Genomic DNA, 17,675 nt, shown 5'->3' on the forward strand with positions numbered 1-17,675 from the left:
GACGATTGATAACCACCGCGCTCACGTGGCCTACCCATGCCACGGACTTCCATTGATCGATTGCTGTGCAATGATGTGTTGAAGTTGCTTGAAACAAATTAAAGCCGAACCGATTTGCCCAAGCGCTAACGTATTCTTTGTCTTTTAGCGCCCAAATAGCAGCCGGCACTACGAGTTTTGGAGCGATCATGTCTGCGTTTCAACAGATACAATGTCAGCCGCGCTGAAGGTGCCTGGACTGGAACTCGCTGCACAATCAGTTTCCTACCCGAGCGGTGCGGTGATGCGCATGACGCTGGTACTCGCGCCATCAACAAGGTGCCGCTTTGCGTGTTCATCGCAATTGCATGAACGTATTAACTGCGGTCAAAAAAACCATTAATCAGGAAAGGCGTTGGAATTTAAGAGGGCATGACGTTCTCTGAAGAGAACCTGTGGCGAGTCGATCGAAACAAAAGTCAAAGGCTTTGCGGCTAGCTCTGAACCTCTCGTCAAACATCAAGCGAAAAAGACCCGGGGAAACCAGCTCCTTTTGGCTGCGCCGGATATGCATTGTCTCAACCGTCCGACGTCTTCAGATTAGTGTGACGCCGTTTCGAGGCACCCGAATAATCAAGTGGTTCATGAGGGTCTCAAGTCACCACGCGCATTGCTGATGATCAGCGAGACGGCTCAGTATTCTTAACACATACTGGCAATTCTCGGGCTGCGATTTTCATTTGAAAGGAGTGAAATCCTCTCGCGACAATAAAGGTCAGCGCAAAAGGATTTCGGTAACAATATGAGGGCCCCGATTTAGAGGATGACGGGCGCGAATGATTGCTTCCGCCACAAGGCTGCAGTCAGGTTTGTGTGACGAAGACGCCACGCTTCGCACCGCCAGCGAGTTTAGGAGGCCCCATAAGCCTTGGGTCAGAGATTGGGGTACATCGGGAAACGAGCACACATCGCTTTGACGTCTGCTTTTACCTTAGCCTCCACGGCTGCATTGCCTTCTTCACCGTTTGCCGCAAGCCCGTCGACGACTTCGATGATCCAATCTGCGATCTGGCGGAATTCAGGCTCTCCGAACCCGCGCGTCGTGCCCGCAGGTGATCCCAGCCGAATTCCCGATGTAACCATTGGTTTTTCAGGATCAAACGGCACGCCGTTCTTGTTGCAGGTAATGTGAGCGCGCCCCAAGGCCTTTTCGGTGGCATTCCCCTTAACGCCTTTGGGTCGCAGATCCACCAGCAGAACATGCGTATCCGTGCCATGCGTGATGGTGTCCAAACCGCCCTTGATCAGTTGATCGCTGAGGGCCTGAGCATTGAGGATGACCTGTTTGATGTAGTCTTTGAACCCTGGCTGCAGTGCTTCGCCGAAAGCCACGGCTTTGCCTGCGATGACATGCATCAGGGGGCCGCCTTGAATGCCCGGAAAAATGGCGGAATTGAATTTCTTGGCCAGCGCTTCGTCGTTGGTCAGGATCATACCGCCACGTGGTCCGCGTAATGTCTTATGGGTCGTGGTCGTTGCCACATGCGCGTGTGGAAAGGGGGAAGGGTGCTCACCAGCCGCAACAAGGCCGGCAAAATGCGCCATGTCGACATGCAGATAGGCCCCGACCATATCGGCAATTGCGCGCATTTTTGCAAAGTCGATCTGGCGCGGGATGGCAGAACCACCCGCAATGATCATCTTGGGCTGATGCTCTTTCGCCAGAGCCTCGACCTGATCATAATCGAGCAGATTGTCTTCTTTGCGCACACCGTACTGAATGGCATTGAACCACTTACCGGACTGGTTGGGCTTTGCGCCGTGGGTTAGGTGGCCACCCGCATCCAGGGACATGCCCAGAATGGTATCGCCCGGCTGCAAAAGCGCCTGAAAGACACCTTGGTTTGCCTGTGACCCCGAATTGGGCTGCACGTTTGCAAACCCGCACTGAAACAGCTTGCACGCACGCTCAATCGCCAGTTCTTCGGCCACATCGACAAATTGGCACCCACCATAATACCGACGCCCGGGATATCCTTCGGCGTATTTGTTGGTCATGATCGACCCCTGCGCTTCGAGCACAGCGGCAGATACAATATTTTCAGATGCGATCAGTTCGATCTCGTCGCGCTGGCGCCCCAACTCATCGGTGATTGAGGCAAAAATTTCAGGATCGCTTTCAGCCAGCGACTTGGTGAAAAAGCCGGGGGCACGGTGCGGGGCATTCATGAGCGGTCTCCCTATCGAGTGAGCAAAGTTGCGAATTCCTAACGGAAAGTAAGCCGCCCGCAAAGAGTGTAAAGCAACCTTTGATTTATTCTATGCGGCCTTGATACGGTGCCGCGTGATCCGGCGCAATCCAGCCGAAAGGTGGTATCGGTGCAAAGCTGGCCATGGCGAGCGATATGTGATTGTTTCGGATCATAAAGTCGCGGATCGGAATACAGATGACCCCTAAGATCGCATTTACCGCCAGCCGCGCCGAGGTGGCGCAGACGGCGCGTGCCGCATTGATCACGCGCTATGGAAATGTGCCACTTGAAGACGCAGACATTATTGTTGCTCTGGGGGGTGATGGTTTCATGCTGCAAACTTTGCATGATGTAGAAAACTTGAAAAAACCAGTTTATGGTATGAACCGAGGTACCATCGGGTTTTTGATGAATACCTATTCAGAAACGGATTTGCCGGAAAGACTTCAAGCCGCCGAGGAGGCGGGGCTCAACCCTCTCAGTATGACAGCAACCCGGACAGATGGATCTGTGACTCAAGCGCTCGCCATAAACGAGGTCTCTTTGTTGCGCGCAGGTCCACAGGCGGCGAAGCTGAAAATTACCGTAGATGGGCGGTTGCGGATGCAGGAACTGGTCTGTGACGGCGCGTTGGTCAGCACACCTGCCGGGTCGACGGCCTATAATTATTCAGCGCATGGCCCGATTATTCCCATTGGTTCGGAAGTGTTGGCGCTCACGGCCATGAGCGCTTTTCGCCCACGCCGCTGGCGTGGCGCCTTACTGCCGAAAAAGGCTGTGGTACGCTTTGACGTGCTGGAGGCGGAAAAGCGCCCCGTTATGGCTGAAGCCGATGCCAATTCGGTGATGGGGGTGACAAGCGTGGAAATCAGGTCAGATCCAAGTACGGTGCACCGTATTTTGTTCGATCCCGGTCATGGGCTTGAAGAACGCTTGATCAACGAGCAGTTTACGTGATCCAGACGCCCGCCATTGGACCCGCCGAACCGCGCGGGCTTTGCACGGATTGTGGCGTATCGCGGATGAAAGACGCCAAAGCCTGCGGACGGGCTTGTCAGTTCATTGCGCCGGATTACCCGCGTTTTGAAACCCAGGTGCACGGGCGCGCCCGACGACATGGGGACGAGACGTTCTTTGGACCTTTTCAGGCTATGTACCGCGCCGAGATGATCGCGCCCAAACCTGGCGCGCAATGGACCGGCATCACGACTTCGCTGGGCGCGCGGTTGTTGGAAACCAAAGAGGTTGAGGCCGTTTTGACCATGGTGCCGGACCCGGCAGACGTCTGGCGGCCCAAACCGGCGCTGATCACCGAACCGCAGGACATGGCCAAGGCGCGCGGCATGCGCATGGGATACGCGCCATTACTGGCACTTCTTGAAACGGCGCAGGCGCAGGGGCTAACACGTCTGGCTGTGATCGGAATCCCTTGTCAGATTTACGCCCTGCGTGCTTTGGAAGCCGACCTCGGCTTGGACCGGCTTTTCGTGATCGGGACGCCCTGCTCGGACAACACCACAACCGAAAATTTTCACCACTTTCTCGGCTTGTTGGAAGAAGACCCTGCTTCAATAACATATCTGGAATTTCGCACTGATTTCAAAGTCGAACTGCGCTATTTGGATGGTCGGACGCGCCTGATCCCCTTTTTGTCGCTGCCCATTTCAGACCTGCCCCGTGATTTCTTTCCACTGACCTGCCGCAGCTGTGTGGATTACACCAATGCATTGGCAGATATTACTGTTGGCTATATGGGAGGGCAGGGGGAACAATGGCTTATCGTGCGCAACGCGCGCGGTGCGCAGATGCTTGAAACCCTCGCAGGCGATATCAGACTGAGTGCGCTGGGCACAGCCGGCAAGCGCGCAGGCGCAGTACGCGGATTTGTTGCCAATACCGAAAGAGCGGCCGGCGGCCTGCCTTTGCGCCGGATGCCCGACTGGTTGCGCCCAATTGTCAGTTGGCTACAACCGCGTGTGGGTCCGCGTGGGCTTGAGTTTGCGCGCGCACGTCTGGAGATGAAGGCCGCCGAAGCGATCCTGCATTTGCGACGCGAAGCCCCGGCCAAGATGAAGAATATGATCCCCCAACATGTTTGGGCTATCGCAAAACCATATGGATTAACGCCCCAAACCGGCGAAAACGATCAGAAAAAGAAATAAGCTTCGAACCCGCGCCGCCCTTAACCTTGCGGCGCCAGATACGCGCGCACGATCTCGGCCGTGCGATCGGTATCCAGAATAGGTGGCAAGAGCGTCAGCATTTCCCCTGACGCGTCGAGCAAATGCACAAAGCTGCCATGCGAGTAGATCCATCCGTATTCCGGATCCTGAAAAAGCGGTTCGACTTCAACGGAAAAAGCATCATAGGCCGTTTGCAACGCGTTCTCATCCCCAGTCAAGCCGATGAAGTCTTCGTGAACAACGGCCAAAGGCGCACCCATTGTCTCTACGCGGTCCTGATCCGGCGCGACGGTGATCATAACCGGAGTGATCGAAATTCCTTCGGCGTTCAATATGTCCACAACATCCGCCATGAGGGGCAGGGCCGCTGAACAGATATTCTGGCAGTTTGCATAGCCAAAAAACAAAAGCTGCGCGCGGCCATCTGGGTCAGCCTGTGTGCGCGTGTCGCCGTATTGATCCACCAGTGCGTACGGTCCACCGAGGTCAAAAGGTAGTGGGTTTTCAGCCTGGGCTGTTCCTGCGACTAGAAAAACCAGTGCTGCGCGCCACATCAAAAATTCTCTTCTGCATATGTGTCGTCGGCCTCAAGGCCCAAGCCCAAATATCCTTCTGAGGCAATGATGGATTTGATACGCGGATCGCGGCGAAACCAGGGACCTTTGCCTTTGGCCTCAGGATATTTAGCAGCCCATTTTTTGGTCCAGCTGTTTGCCTTGATCCAATCCGCATCACCTGACTTGATGCGTTGTACCAGATAGATGTTGGACGCGCCGACGTCTTCGTCCTCGATCATCAGGCCATCCACCTCGATCACCTGATTGCAATAGGGGGCGAGTTCTTCGGCAGCACCGGTAAACGCCGCTTGACTGTTTTTCATGGCCAGCACCATGACATCGTCAGCCGTTCGGATCAGACCGAGCTGGCGCTTACCCTGCCCACAATTTGCAGCGCAGTCGCCGGTCAGTTCACACAGCACATCGACGACCTTGGCTTTAAAGCGCGCGGGAACTTCTCCATAGAGGTTCCAAGATTTAGCCTCTGAGGTTTCGGAAAAGTCCTGTGCGGCGAGCGGGCTGGCCATGAGAGCCAGTATCAAGATCAGTTTCCGCATCATTTCGGCTCCGGGAATGAAAACGAGGGGATTGTGCCATAGTCTTCATGGGTTGGATTTACGATATCCATATCGCTGACCACCTCATTGACCACCAGATATTTTAGGCCATCGCGTTCATAGAGCATGGCATCGGCTGTGACCGTATGGGCGGCAAGGCTCAGTTGCGTATCTCCGCTTGCAGACTCAGCATCCTGCGCAATTTTGAGCACGGTATAGACGGTGCCGTCTTCCGCCAGCAACCCCACTGGAATGCCACCGGCCGAACACCAAAGCGCGCACGTATGATGACCAGACCCAACAACAGCATCTGGCCCCCCCATGACACCGGAGTAATAACACCACGTGTCGATGATCTCACCTGTGACCTGAATACGGGTGCCTTCGCTGGCGGCCCATCCGGGCAGGGCAAGACAGGTTAACACTAGGGATAGAATGCTTCGCACTTCACAACCTCCATCTGGGTGGCACAAGCCTAGGCGGGCTTGTCGGCGCAATCAATGCGCCTTCGAGCCCGCACTGATCACTTTTTTACGGAACCTTTCGCATTTAGCTGGCGTTAACCCCGCAAGAACACGTGAAACACATGTGTTTGGTTCAATGAGATCAACTTGCGAAGGAGAGACCAATGAACTGGGACGTAATTAAAGGCAACTGGAAGCAAATGTCCGGCCAAATTCAATCCAAATGGGGCGAATTGACCGACGACGAACTTGATCAGGTCGAGGGCGACCGCGAGCAGCTTGTGGGCCTCATTCAAGAGCGCTACGGCATTGCCAAAGACGAAGCGGAGCGGCAGATCGACAGTTTTGTTGCAGAGGCTAAATCGGCCGCTTGAACGATATCGGAGCGACTGATTTTCAAAGGGCGGTTCCCAATCACGGGAGCCGCCTTTTTTATGCCAAATAGTCACCGATACCGGAAATCGAGATCAATTGAAGTGCCCGACACTTACAGACCAGACAAATGAAAACCTGATCCCGGCGCAAAAGAATTGTGGGTCAAGATTTACCTGGCGTGGGCGCTGAACCTCGCCCGAAATTGAGTTACCCGCTGGGGGCAAGAAGCACTTAGCTTTTCTTGTTGAGGTTTGAAAAGTAACTGTCTCGTTCAGCCCCATTGCGACAAGCATGGGCTCAATAACCACGAATTCGGCAAAGGAAAAAGTGAAACACCGGCCCACTGCTTCTGGTCGATCAGTTTGATTTATAGAGATAGCAAATACCGGTGACTTTTATCGGGCCGAAGTAACTTCACGTCTGACGCCCACTCTTGGCACCGGCCGCAACTGGACGTCAGCTTCATAATCTGCGCCTGATACACCGACGTCAGGCCCCGCTTGTAAGTTTAACCAAACAAGGAACCTGCAGTCGCACGCTCAGAAGATCCGCCCATAACCGGACCCTACCGGTCAGAGGCAATGGCCTGTTGGGGATGATTTGTCAGCCTATCCCTGCGCATAGCCAATCGTTTGCAGCGCCACCTTGATCTCGTCCAGAATGGCAGGATCGTCGATGGTGGCGGGCATTTTGAAGTCTTGATTGTCAGCGATCTTGACCACGGTTGCCCGCAGAATTTTGCCAGATCTTGTTTTCGGTAAGCGATCTATCACAAGCGCGTTCTTAAACGCCGCCACAGGCCCGATCTTTTCACGCACGAGTTTCACGCATTCTGACGATATTTCAGAATGGGGGCGGGTTACACCCTTTGTGAGGCACAAAAGACCCAGTGGCGATTGCCCTTTTAGCTGATCTGAAACGCCGACCACCGCGCATTCCGCGACGTCGGGATGTGCTGCGAGCACCTCCTCCATCGCGCCTGTGCTCAATCTATGCCCGGCCACGTTGATCACGTCATCCGTGCGCGCCATGATATATAGATACCCGTCTGAGTCGATCATGCCGGCGTCGCCGGTTTCATAATACCCCGGAAATGCAGTCAGATAGCTTTTGCGAAACCTGTCGGCTGCATTCCAGAGTGTTGGCAACGTACCTGGCGGCAAAGGCAGCTTGATGGCGATCGCGCCCAATTCACCGGGTTTTTGCGGATGTCCTGCTTCGTCCAGAATTTGCACATCAAACCCCGGCATGGCCACGGTCGGAGAGCCGATTTTGACAGGCAAAGCTTCAAGACCGGCAGGGTTGCCTGCGATTGTGTAGCCCGTCTCGGTTTGCCACCAGTGATCATAGACGGGAACACCAAGAATATCGCCGGCCCACTCAATTGTATCCGGGTCTGCGCGCTCCCCTGCAAGATAGAGAGCGCGCAGGCAGGAAAGGTCATATTTCTGGCGTTCGACCCCCTTTGGATCTTCGCGTTTAACCGCACGGATTGCAGTTGGCGCGGTAAAGAAACTGCGCACTTTATGCTCGGAAATCACCCGCCAGAACGTGCCTGCGTCCGGCGTGCCGACTGGCTTGCCCTCAAACACAATCGTGGTGTTTCCATGGATCAACGGCGCGTAACAGATGTAACTGTGACCCACGACCCAGCCCACATCGGAAGCCGCCCAAAAGACGTCACCCGGATCGCATTGGTAGATGTTTTTCATCGTCCAGTTCAACGCTACCAGATGCCCGCCTGTCGGGCGCACCACACCTTTTGGCGCGCCTGTGGTGCCAGACGTATAAAGGATATAGGCTGGATGATTGCCCTCGACGGGTACGCAATCGGCAGGGGTCACGCCTTCTTGTGCTGCATGCCAGTCGAGATCGCGCCCGGTTTTCAGATCGGCGCGCTCCTGCTCCCGTTGGAGGATCAGACAGATCTGTGGTTTGTGATTGGCAAGTTCAATTGCGCCGTCCAGCAGGGGTTTGTAGTGGATCACACGCCCCGGTTCCAGCCCGCAGGAAGCGGCAAGGATCGCCTTTGGTTTGCAATCGTCTATACGAACGGCCAGCTCATTCGCCGCAAAACCGCCGAAGACGACCGAATGCACGGCGCCGATGCGCGCACAAGCGAGCATCGCTTCCAGCGCTTCCGGCACCATTGGCATATAGATGATGACACGGTCGCCTTTGGTCACGCCTTGCGCGACGAGCGCCCCGGCCAGTGAGGCGACACGCGTTTGCAATTCGGCATAAGAAATGCTGGATTTGGTGTCTGTGATCGGGCTGTCATGGATAATGGCGATCTGGTCGCCGCGCCCATCTGCGACATGGCGATCTACAGCGTTGTAACACCCATTGGTCAACCCATCAGCATACCATTCGTAAAGATCATCGCCGCGATCAAAGAGTGCCTTGCTGGGAGCTTTGGTCCAGTGGATCGCTTTTGCGGCATTCATCCAGAATGTTTCCGGATCTGCCATGCTGGCAGCATATGTTTCTTTGTAGCCCATTTGTCCCTCCCGGCCCTACGACGTGTCTTGGTTTAGCCGTCGCGCAGGGCTGACCGCAAGAGGGGGCGTTCAAAGCCCGAAAGGCAAGGTGTAAATATTTGCGTCACCAGAGCCTTCTGCCGCACTGCGGGCCTCACCACGTTCAGCGCGACGCACAATCTTTGCACATTTCTGCTGTTCCCCCGGCGTGCAGCTTACACGCAATGCCCCAAGCGAAATGGTTGTGGTGGCAAAGGTCTCCGCATTGGCGTCGTTGCCGGTTCTGAATGCACGCACGATGGTTGGATAGGTTTTACCATCGACGGCAATGGTGCCCTGGGTCCGACTGCTGAGAGTGGTGCATCCTGTGAGGATGAGGAGCGTTGTGATGGTCACAAAAATCCACGTCATTCGCATCAGAAGGTCCGTCCTTTTTAAAGCACATTAAGTCACAAGACACCCATTGTGCGCGTTTCGGCTTCTGAGACTAAACAAGACAAAATTTGTCGACTTCATCGTATGCGCGGCCATTTGCTTGATGTGTCAAAGCATTGCTTCGCACTGAAACCTAAAATCGGTCAATTGGTGCGTCCAATCCTTCGCGCACGGCGGCCTCGCAATCGCCTTTACTCTCGGGCAAGCATTGATAGTGGAGACCGTATACCTGCACGCTGGAGGTCTGATAGGTGCCATTAGCGCCGTCAATTGTGCGCGTGCGGATTTTGTAAGTGTCGTCATCCACGACGATCGTACTGTAGGTCTCGTTCGTAATGGTACCGCATGCGCTCAGTGCAACAAGGGCCGCCAGCGGAAACATTGCCAGTTTTTTGATCACGACACACTCCGTTCGAGGTATTGGCCTGACTGTTTTTCAGTACCTACTATAAGGTGTTGGCAGGGTGAAATCAAAACCAAGTGTAGTCTGTTTTGTCATCAACCCAAATTGGCGCGCAGTGAAATTAAATGCGCAACACGTATCGCATTCGGCGACAGATCGTTTCCCGATTGCCTCTCAAGTATATCAACGTAGCCTGCGAGACGCAGGACACTCGCGTTCAAGTGTGTATTAAGGGATGCCAAACAGTGACGATGGCAAGATCAGTCATTGTCCGAACTGCTCTTCCGACCTTCTCTGATCGCAGCTTCACAATCGCCAGGGCTGTCGGGTTTGCAAAGGTAATAGGATCCTCGCACCTGCACACTTGATGTCTCATATGGTCCGTTGGGCCCGTCTATTGTGCGTGTGCGCAGCTCATATGAACGGCCTTCCAAAACCACTGTGCTGAAGGTTTCGCTCGTTACCGAGGCGCAGCCGCTCAGAGCAATTGCACCAACGACGCAGAGAAATTGGAGTTTTCCTGACATTATGTGCTCCAGTCAATCGGGTTGCGTTAGGCATCTACGGCTCCCACGCTCTAGGACTGAGTTGGGTTCAATTTTGGTGAATTCAACCAAAACTTGCAACAAGTTCTCCCCTTCCATGCGCGATCTTTGTTGCGACATCTCGAATTTGCATGACTGTTCTTTGTAAGCCCAGCCCTCCGCCCCGCAGCTGGACATTCAACGATCAACCATAGTGATCCACAGGAGTGCCCGCTATCGCCGACATGTTAAGAAGTCCGCGCGCCGTGATGGAGGGCGATACGATGTGTGCCTTGTTCCCCATGCCCATCAAAATGGGTCCGACTTCAAGCCCACCGCCCTTCATTTTCAGGATATTTCGCACCCCAGAGGCAGCGTCAGCATGGGCAAAAACCAGTACATTGGCCGGTCCTTCCATGCGATTGGACGGCATAACACGGGCGCGCAGATCTGCATCGAGGGCGGTGTCGATGTTCATTTCACCTTCATAACAAAAGTCATGCCCCTGTGCGTCCAGCAGTCGGATGGCCGCGCGCAGGCGCCCCCCGGTTCCTTCACCTTGATTGCCAAACTGAGATTGCGAGCAGAAGGCAACTTTGGGTTCGATCCCAAAGCGACGCACATGTCGGGCAGCACCGATGGCGATTTTTGCGATCTGTTCAGGATCAGGATGTAGATGCACTTGGGTATCCGCGACGAAAAGAGGACCGTCTTCGAGGATCATCATGGACAATGCGCCATCAGGCTTGAGCCCATCCCGTCCAAGGATCTGTTGCAGATAATTGAGATGCCAGCCGAATTCCCCAAATGTGCCGCAAATCAGGCTGTCGGCTTCCTGCCGCTGTACCATGACCGCGCCGATGGCGGTCGTATTGGTGCGCATGATTGCGCGCGCAATATCTGGTGTAGCGCCCCGGCGTGCCATTAATTCATGGTAGGTTTCCCAATAATCACGGTAGCGGGGGTCGTTTTCCGGGTTCACCAGATCAACATCCTTGCCCAGACGAATGGTTAATCCCGCCCGCGCAATACGGGTTTCTATGACATCAGGGCGACCGATCAGGATTGGCTTTTCCGTTGTCTCCTCAAGCACCGCCTGTGCGCAACGCAATACGCGTTCGTCTTCGCTCTCCGCAAAGACAATTTTTCGCGGGGCGGCCCGCGCAGCCTGGAAAACCGGGCGCATCAGCAGCGCGGATTTGAATACTGAGCCGTCCAGTTTCTGGCGATACGCGTCAAGATCGTCAATTGGTCGCGTTGCAACGCCTGTTTCCATCGCCGCGCGTGCCACGGCGGAGGAAACTACCCCCACCAGACGTGGATCGAAGGGTTTGGGAATGAGGTATTCCGCGCCGAATGTCAGTTGTTCACCCTGATAGGCGGCGGCAGCTTCGGCAGATGTTGTCGCGCGGGCCAGTTCGGCAATCCCATCGATGCAAGCGATTTCCATATGATCATTGATCGTTGTCGCCCCCACATCCAACGCACCGCGAAAGATGAACGGAAAACACAGCACGTTGTTGACCTGATTGGGGAAATCAGACCGTCCCGTCGCAATAATTGCGTTTGGCGCGACCTCTCGTACGAGATCAGGCAGGATTTCCGGCGTCGGATTGGCCAACGCGAAAACGATCGGAGGGTCTGCCATTTGTGATATCATTTCAGGCTTCAATACGCCGGGGCCCGACAGCCCCAGAAAGAGATCCGCCCCCGGTATCACCTGATCCAGGCTGCGCAAATCAGAAGCTTGCGCAAACTCGGATTTGCTGGGGTTCATATCGATCTCACGGCCTTCATAAACAAGCCCGTGAATGTCACACAGCCAGACATTTTCACGTTTTACGCCCAATTTCAGCAGCATGTTGAGGCACGCGATGCCAGCCGCCCCGCCGCCGGTTGAGACGATTTTTATGTCGTCGAATTTCTTGTTTGCAACATATAGGGCATTCGTGACCGCTGCTCCGACAACGATGGCGGTTCCGTGCTGATCGTCATGAAAAACCGGGATATTCATTCGCTCGCGACAAAGCCGTTCGACAGTGAAACAATCGGGGGCCTTGATGTCTTCGAGGTTGATCGCGCCAAATGTCGGACCGAGGGCACAGACGATATCTGCTAGCTTCTCGGGGTCGGTTTCGTCGACTTCGATGTCAAAACAGTCGATCCCTGCGAACTTCTTGAACAGAACGGCTTTGCCTTCCATGACCGGTTTGGAGGCGAGCGCACCGATGTTGCCGAGGCCCAGTACGGCTGATCCGTTGCTGACCACGCCGACCAGGTTACCGCGTGAAGTGTAACGTGCAGCGCTCGACGGGTCGTCCTTGATCTCAAGACAGGCTTCTGCCACGCCCGGGGAATATGCGCGCGCCAGATCTCTACCGTTCGCCAGCGGTTTTGTCGCGCGGATTTCCAGTTTTCCTGGCTTTGGGAATTCGTGATAGTCAAGCGCGGCTTGCCTCAAATTCTTGGATTCAGTCATGAAGTAAAAGCTCCTCCCAGAGAATAGTTTAGTGTTAAACGACTTGGATGGTCGCGCCAAGGTGCTCTTTTGCCGTGCGCTGTATCGCTCTTTGACGCGCGCTGATGCCGCGATTTGAGAGGCTAGCCAAAGCTTGTGTATCCAGGTGCCGTGCCGCAGGATGCAAGGAGTTTCAGGAGATCACATGAACACAACCAAAGCTGAGATTCTGCTACCAACACAGGAGTTACGTCTCGATATTCCGTTTTTTACCAAAACGCTGGGGATGAGGATGGACATGATTTATCCTGCCGACGATCCATCTGTGGCGGTGTTTTCCGGCCATGGCTTGCGGGTGCGAATTGACAAGGATGCAGATGTTGAACCGGGACGGATGCGCATTTTGTGCGAGGATCCAGCGGATTTTGCAGAGGGTCAAACATCTCTGATCGCTCCCAATGGGACGCAAATCGATATTGTCGCTTTGAACGAACCGCTGATCATGCCGGAAACCGTGCACAGTTTCGTGGTGCGACGTTTGGCGGATCAGGCCCCTTGGGTCATAGGGCGTGCAGGCATGCATTATAGAGATCTCATTCCCGACAGGTTGGGCGGATCCATCATTGCGAGCCACATTCGAATCCCGGATGGTGGGCCTGTGCCGGATATGGTGCACTATCACACGGTTGGGTTTCAGCTGATCTTTTGCTATCGAGGCTGGGTTGATCTGGTGTATGAAGATCAGGGCGAACCTTTCCGGCTTCACGCTGGCAACTGCGTGATTCAACCGCCCCAAATCCGGCACCGGGTTTTATATGCCTCAGACAACATTGAAGTGATCGAAATTGGTGTCCCGGCAGAGCATGTCACCACTATTGATCATGACATGGAATTGCCCAATGGTCCCGCCGATCCGAGCCGTGTTTTTTCGGGGCAAACTTTTGTGCATCATCAAGCGGAAACGGCGCAGTGGTTGCCATTTCGCCTGCCCGGATTTGAAAGTCGCGACACTGCGATTGCAGCACATACCGGCAGTGTTGCAGGAGTTCATGTGGTGCGCCGGGCGACGGGAAAGACCACGTGGACGAAGCACAACGGCGAAATTCTGTTTACCTTCGTGATGGAGGGGCGTCTGGTATTGGAGGGAGAGGGACGGGCCCCGTTTGCTCTCGAGGCTGGCGACGCATTTGTCGTTCCACCGGGGATGCGTGTGAGGTACAATGAGCCATCAGAAGATATTGAACTTCTCGAAGTTTCACTGCCCGGTGTATTCGACACAACACTTGACCCGGAATAATTGCTCTGCGCAGCCCTTGCAAACCTGATCAACTGGAGACACGCTGTCGCTTGAAGATCATGTTGAAAGGTTCGTTCATGACTCTGAGAGAGGCCGCTACTGCCGTGCGCGAAAACGCTCACGCGCCTTACTCCAAGTTCAAGGTCGGCGCGGCGGTCCGTGCGGTATCAGGTAAGGTCTATGTCGGATGCAACGTTGAAAATGTTGCCTATCCAGAAGGTACATGCGCCGAAGCCGGTGCGGTTGCCGCGATGGTCGCTGCGGGCGATACGGTGCTGTCAGAAGTCTATGTGATCGCAGGGTCACCGATGCCGGTCACCCCTTGTGGCGGGTGCCGGCAGAAACTGGCTGAGTTTGGCGCCGGGGATGTTCGCGTCACAATGGCAACAACCTCGGGCGTAGAGCAAGTCACGACAATCAGTGAGTTATTGCCGGGCAAGTTCAGTTCGTCGCATATGGCTTCATGAGCGCGATAAACGCACGTATGTTGCTGGCACAACTCCGGCATGGTACTGCTTTGGACAAAGAGGGCCTCAGGTGGTTGGCCCGGAATCTGGCTGACGGCGCTATAAGCGATGCGCAAGCGGGCGCTTTTGCAATGGGGATCTGTGTGCGGGGCCTCAGCGACGAGTCGCGAGTTGCTCTGACGCTTGCCATGCGCGACAGCGGCAAGGTGTTGGACTGGGACCTTGATGGCCCGGTTCTGGACAAACACTCCACCGGTGGGGTCGGCGATTGTGTTTCGCTGATCCTCGCGCCCGCGCTCGCTGCCTGTGGTGCCTATGTCCCAATGATATCGGGCCGGGGTCTGGGGCACACCGGCGGTACATTGGATAAACTCGATGCGATTCCCGGGCTCGTCACAGAACTGAATGAGGATCGATTTCGCGAGGTTGTTGCCAAAGCAGGGTGTGCCATCGTTGCAGCGAATGCTGAAATCGCCCCTGCGGACAAACGCCTTTATGCGGTGCGGGATGTGACGTCGACGGTTGATAGTCTTGATCTCATCACAGCCTCTATTTTGTCCAAAAAACTCGCTGGTGGGCTGGACGGCTTGATCTTGGATGTGAAGGTTGGCAGCGGAGCCTTCATGAAGGACGTTGACGCTGCGCGCGCTTTGGCTCAAGCCCTTGTAGAAACAGCCAACGCAGCCGGGTGCAAGACAACGGCTCTGATCAGCGACATGAGCCAACCGCTTGCGCCCAGTCTGGGTAATGCTCTCGAAGTGGCGGAAGTCATGCGCGTGTTTTCTGGTGATGCGCAAGGCGCACTGTTGGAGATATCGGCGGCGTTGGGAGGCGTTTTACTGGCGAATGCAGGTCTTGTCGGGGACGCTCAGGCGGGTTCGGATGCCATACTAAAAGCTGTACAAAGCGGGCATGCAGCAGAAAAGTTTGGCAAAATGATTGCGGCGATGGGTGGCCCTGTTCAATTTGTCGAGAACTGGGAGCGTTTCTTGCCTGAGGCCACGGTAATCCGCGAAGTCACAGCACAGCAGTCCGGGTATGTTTCGGCCATTGATGGCGAGGCGCTCGGACTAGCTGTGGTCAATCTGGGCGGTGGGCGAAATGTAGAAACTGACAAAGTCGATCCTGCTGTGGGCATTGCGCAAGTAGTCGGCTTGGGGCACAGGGTTTCTCAGGGCCAACCGCTGGCTGTGATCCATGCTGCGCGCCCGGACGCGGCGGACCGCGCTGCCAAAGCAGTAAGGGCAGCGGTTGAATTGACGGAAATCCCGCCAGACCAATTGCCAATTCTGATCCGCGAAAGGGTTGGGTGATGGCGCGGGCTTTTCTGGTCGTTATGGATTCTGTCGGCATTGGCGGCGCACCGGATGCGGGCGACTTTTTCAACGGAACGGTTCCGGATACTGGAGCTAACACGCTTGCACATATCGCGCAGGCTTGCGCAGATGGCCTTGCCTTCGAGGGGCGCAGGGGTCAATTGAAGTTACCAAATTTGGATCGGCTGGGGTTGGGCCAGGCAATACAATTGGCTAGCGGCGTTCTTCCATCCGGGATGGGTCAGGAACCTGAGGGAAACTGGGGCGTGGCCACCGAGGTTTCAAAGGGCAAAGACACCCCTTCGGGGCATTGGGAACTGGCGGGTGTACCGGTACCTTGGGACTGGCATTACTTCCCGTCCAAGGGTGATGCTTTTCCGCATGACTTGGTCAAAAGAACCTGTGATCTCGCAGGCGTTGATGGCATTTTGGGCAATTGCCACGCCTCTGGCACAGCTATCATTGATAAGTGGGGCGCGGTGCATGTGCGCAGCCAGCAACCGATCTGTTACACATCAGCCGATTCTGTTTTTCAGATCGCGGCCCATGAGGAAGCCTTCGGGTTGGACAGGCTTTTGTCACTTTGTGAATCTTTAGCGCCCTGTTTGCATAAGATGAAGGTAGGGCGTGTGATTGCGCGTCCCTTTTTAGGCAGCTCTGAAAACGGATTCACCCGCACCACAAACCGCCGCGACTATGCAATCAAACCTCCGGAACCGATTTTGACCAATTGGGTGCAGGACGCGGGGCGTAAAGTCTATGGCGTCGGCAAAATAGGCGATATCCTCTCTATGCAAGGTATTGATGAGGTCCAAAAAGGACCTGATGAGAGACTGATGAAACACCTTCGCGGTCTGATTGACACGGCCGAAGACGGCAGCCTGACCTTTGCGAATTTCGTGGAGTTCGACAGCCTTTATGGTCACCGGCGCGATGTGGCGGGATATGCCCGTGCACTGGAATGGTTTGACTACGAGATCGGCAAACTGACTCAAGAGCTGAGGCGCGGCGACATCATGGTCCTTACGGCGGATCATGGTAACGATCCTACGTGGGTGGGAACAGATCACACGCGCGAGCGGGTGCCTGTATTGATCGCGGGGGCTGGAGCCGGCGCGCTGGGTCATATTGGATTCCGTGACGTTGCAGCAATTGTCGCGCGCCATTTGGGCGTGGCGGTACCCTGACCCCATCTGCGCTGGAACCGGTGCCGTTTTGGTTCTGTGGGTTGCGATGCTATTGTATTCAGGTCTAAACGGAATGAGATAGAAAAGAGGCCCGTTATGACTGACCATCTCACTGTTGTTGAACACCCATTGGTGCAACATAAACTCACCATCATGCGGGCCAAGGACACACCGACTGCCGTTTTTCGCCAGCTTCTGCGTGAAATCAGTCAGTTGCTGGCCTATGAAGTCACGCGCGGTCTGCCGATGACAACCAAGAAAATCGAAACGCCGATGCAACAGATGGACGCGCCCACGCTGGATGGCAAAAAACTGGCGCTGATTTCCATTTTGCGTGCTGGCAATGGGTTGCTGGATGGTGTTCTGGAGTTGATCCCGTCCGCGCGTGTCGGATTTGTGGGCCTGTACCGCGATGAGGAAACGCTCCAGCCTGTACAGTATTACTTCAAAGTGCCTGAAGCGCTGGAAGATCGCCTTGTTATTGCGGTCGATCCGATGTTGGCTACGGGCAATTCATCCGTCGCCGCGATTGACCTGTTAAAGAAGTCTGGAGCAACAAATATTCGCTTTCTGTGCCTTCTGGCCGCACCTGAGGGAATCGCCCGGATGCGGGAGGCCCATCCTGATGTGCCGATTGTAACGGCCGCCGTAGACGAAAAACTCAATGATATTGGGTATATTGTGCCTGGCTTGGGAGATGCTGGTGACCGGATGTTTGGTACAAAGTAATCCACCGCCAAT

General features: G+C 55.1%; 17 protein-coding genes. 8 read left to right on the top strand and 9 right to left on the bottom strand.

The genetic code is table 11. The features are described from left to right. Positions 1-912: 912 nt before the first annotated feature. Positions 913-2,208 (bottom strand): serine hydroxymethyltransferase, encoded by a 1,296-nt coding sequence (glyA, locus tag R8G34_18250; GenBank protein ID MDW3224794.1) that lies wholly within the window; start codon positions 2,206-2,208, stop codon positions 913-915. Between the two features lie 218 nt (positions 2,209-2,426). Between glyA and R8G34_18255 the strand changes: the two genes are divergently transcribed. Together R8G34_18255 and R8G34_18260 are read left to right on the top strand one after the other, a co-directional pair. Then, complete coding sequence (locus tag R8G34_18255) at positions 2,427-3,188, top strand: NAD kinase (GenBank protein ID MDW3224795.1); 762 nt, start codon at positions 2,427-2,429, stop codon at positions 3,186-3,188. Next, positions 3,185-4,393, top strand: coding sequence for a Coenzyme F420 hydrogenase/dehydrogenase, beta subunit C-terminal domain (locus tag R8G34_18260; GenBank protein ID MDW3224796.1), 1,209 nt, complete (start codon positions 3,185-3,187; stop codon positions 4,391-4,393). The genes R8G34_18255 and R8G34_18260 overlap by 4 nt, the downstream gene beginning before the upstream one ends. A 20-nt stretch (positions 4,394-4,413) precedes the next feature. Here R8G34_18260 and R8G34_18265 read toward each other — a convergent pair whose 3' ends face one another. The 3 genes from R8G34_18265 to R8G34_18275 are packed head-to-tail and all read right to left on the bottom strand — an operon-like array spanning position 4,414 to position 5,974. Next, positions 4,414-4,968, bottom strand: coding sequence for an SCO family protein (locus R8G34_18265; protein MDW3224797.1), 555 nt, complete (start codon positions 4,966-4,968; stop codon positions 4,414-4,416). After that, positions 4,968-5,531 (bottom strand): hypothetical protein, encoded by a 564-nt coding sequence (locus tag R8G34_18270; protein MDW3224798.1) that lies wholly within the window; start codon positions 5,529-5,531, stop codon positions 4,968-4,970. Before R8G34_18270 ends, R8G34_18265 begins: the two co-directional genes overlap by 1 nt. Continuing rightward, positions 5,528-5,974 (bottom strand): hypothetical protein, encoded by a 447-nt coding sequence (locus R8G34_18275; protein ID MDW3224799.1) that lies wholly within the window; start codon positions 5,972-5,974, stop codon positions 5,528-5,530. Before R8G34_18275 ends, R8G34_18270 begins: the two co-directional genes overlap by 4 nt. Positions 5,975-6,156: 182 nt before the next feature. Here R8G34_18275 and R8G34_18280 point away from each other — a divergent pair, with 182 nt between their 5' ends. Beyond that, positions 6,157-6,366 (top strand): CsbD family protein, encoded by a 210-nt coding sequence (locus tag R8G34_18280; GenBank protein MDW3224800.1) that lies wholly within the window; start codon positions 6,157-6,159, stop codon positions 6,364-6,366. 609 nt (positions 6,367-6,975) lie between these two features. Here the strand turns inward: R8G34_18280 and R8G34_18285 are convergent. The 5 genes from R8G34_18285 to R8G34_18305 all read right to left on the bottom strand — a co-directional run bounded on the left by R8G34_18285 (position 6,976) and on the right by R8G34_18305 (position 12,688). Then, on the bottom strand, positions 6,976-8,868 hold the full coding sequence (locus tag R8G34_18285; protein ID MDW3224801.1) for a propionyl-CoA synthetase: 1,893 nt from the start codon (positions 8,866-8,868) through the stop codon (positions 6,976-6,978). A 69-nt stretch (positions 8,869-8,937) separates the two neighbouring features. Continuing rightward, positions 8,938-9,258: a hypothetical protein gene (locus R8G34_18290; protein ID MDW3224802.1), complete on the bottom strand. Its 321-nt coding sequence runs from the start codon at positions 9,256-9,258 to the stop codon at positions 8,938-8,940. Between the two features lie 157 nt (positions 9,259-9,415). Next, the gene (locus tag R8G34_18295) at positions 9,416-9,682 is read right to left on the bottom strand and encodes a hypothetical protein (GenBank protein ID MDW3224803.1); all 267 of its coding nucleotides are present in this window, start codon (positions 9,680-9,682) and stop codon (positions 9,416-9,418) included. Positions 9,683-9,945: 263 nt separating this feature from the next. Continuing rightward, positions 9,946-10,212: a hypothetical protein gene (locus R8G34_18300; GenBank protein ID MDW3224804.1), complete on the bottom strand. Its 267-nt coding sequence runs from the start codon at positions 10,210-10,212 to the stop codon at positions 9,946-9,948. Between the two features lie 202 nt (positions 10,213-10,414). Beyond that, the gene (locus tag R8G34_18305; protein ID MDW3224805.1) at positions 10,415-12,688 is read right to left on the bottom strand and encodes an NADP-dependent malic enzyme; all 2,274 of its coding nucleotides are present in this window, start codon (positions 12,686-12,688) and stop codon (positions 10,415-10,417) included. Between the two features lie 184 nt (positions 12,689-12,872). Between R8G34_18305 and R8G34_18310 the strand changes: the two genes are divergently transcribed. The 5 genes from R8G34_18310 (at position 12,873) to upp (ending at position 17,663) form a co-directional block, all read left to right on the top strand. After that, positions 12,873-13,964 (top strand): cupin domain-containing protein, encoded by a 1,092-nt coding sequence (locus R8G34_18310; GenBank protein ID MDW3224806.1) that lies wholly within the window; start codon positions 12,873-12,875, stop codon positions 13,962-13,964. A 77-nt stretch (positions 13,965-14,041) separates the two neighbouring features. After that, a complete protein-coding gene (locus R8G34_18315; protein MDW3224807.1) occupies positions 14,042-14,431 on the top strand; it encodes a cytidine deaminase in 390 nt (129 codons plus the stop codon). A 5-nt stretch (positions 14,432-14,436) separates the two neighbouring features. After that, complete coding sequence (locus R8G34_18320) at positions 14,437-15,744, top strand: thymidine phosphorylase (protein ID MDW3224808.1); 1,308 nt, start codon at positions 14,437-14,439, stop codon at positions 15,742-15,744. Further along, on the top strand, positions 15,744-16,934 hold the full coding sequence (locus R8G34_18325; protein ID MDW3224809.1) for a phosphopentomutase: 1,191 nt from the start codon (positions 15,744-15,746) through the stop codon (positions 16,932-16,934). Before R8G34_18320 ends, R8G34_18325 begins: the two co-directional genes overlap by 1 nt. 96 nt (positions 16,935-17,030) lie before the next feature. After that, the gene (gene upp, locus R8G34_18330; GenBank protein MDW3224810.1) at positions 17,031-17,663 is read left to right on the top strand and encodes a uracil phosphoribosyltransferase; all 633 of its coding nucleotides are present in this window, start codon (positions 17,031-17,033) and stop codon (positions 17,661-17,663) included. Positions 17,664-17,675 lie beyond the last annotated feature (12 nt).

The organism is Paracoccaceae bacterium (assembly GCA_033344815.1).
Lineage (GTDB): Bacteria > Pseudomonadota > Alphaproteobacteria > Rhodobacterales > Rhodobacteraceae > Roseobacter.

Bases quoted from the DNA above. Each gene is read 5' to 3' on its own strand.
- R8G34_18315 (MDW3224807.1), top strand. From the start codon at position 14,042: ATGACTCTGAGAGAGGCCGCTACTGCCGTGCGCGAAAACGCTCACGCG.
- R8G34_18280 (MDW3224800.1), top strand. From the start codon at position 6,157: ATGAACTGGGACGTAATTAAAGGCAACTGGAAGCAAATGTCCGGCCAA.
- R8G34_18325 (MDW3224809.1), top strand. From the start codon at position 15,744: ATGGCGCGGGCTTTTCTGGTCGTTATGGATTCTGTCGGCATTGGCGGC.
- upp (MDW3224810.1), top strand. From the start codon at position 17,031: ATGACTGACCATCTCACTGTTGTTGAACACCCATTGGTGCAACATAAA.
- R8G34_18285 (MDW3224801.1), bottom strand. From the start codon at position 8,868: ATGGGCTACAAAGAAACATATGCTGCCAGCATGGCAGATCCGGAAACA.
- R8G34_18265 (MDW3224797.1), bottom strand. From the start codon at position 4,968: ATGTGGCGCGCAGCACTGGTTTTTCTAGTCGCAGGAACAGCCCAGGCT.
- R8G34_18270 (MDW3224798.1), bottom strand. From the start codon at position 5,531: ATGATGCGGAAACTGATCTTGATACTGGCTCTCATGGCCAGCCCGCTC.
- R8G34_18300 (MDW3224804.1), bottom strand. From the start codon at position 10,212: ATGTCAGGAAAACTCCAATTTCTCTGCGTCGTTGGTGCAATTGCTCTG.
- R8G34_18310 (MDW3224806.1), top strand. From the start codon at position 12,873: ATGAACACAACCAAAGCTGAGATTCTGCTACCAACACAGGAGTTACGT.
- R8G34_18255 (MDW3224795.1), top strand. From the start codon at position 2,427: ATGACCCCTAAGATCGCATTTACCGCCAGCCGCGCCGAGGTGGCGCAG.
- glyA (MDW3224794.1), bottom strand. From the start codon at position 2,208: ATGAATGCCCCGCACCGTGCCCCCGGCTTTTTCACCAAGTCGCTGGCT.
- R8G34_18305 (MDW3224805.1), bottom strand. From the start codon at position 12,688: ATGACTGAATCCAAGAATTTGAGGCAAGCCGCGCTTGACTATCACGAA.
- R8G34_18290 (MDW3224802.1), bottom strand. From the start codon at position 9,258: ATGACGTGGATTTTTGTGACCATCACAACGCTCCTCATCCTCACAGGA.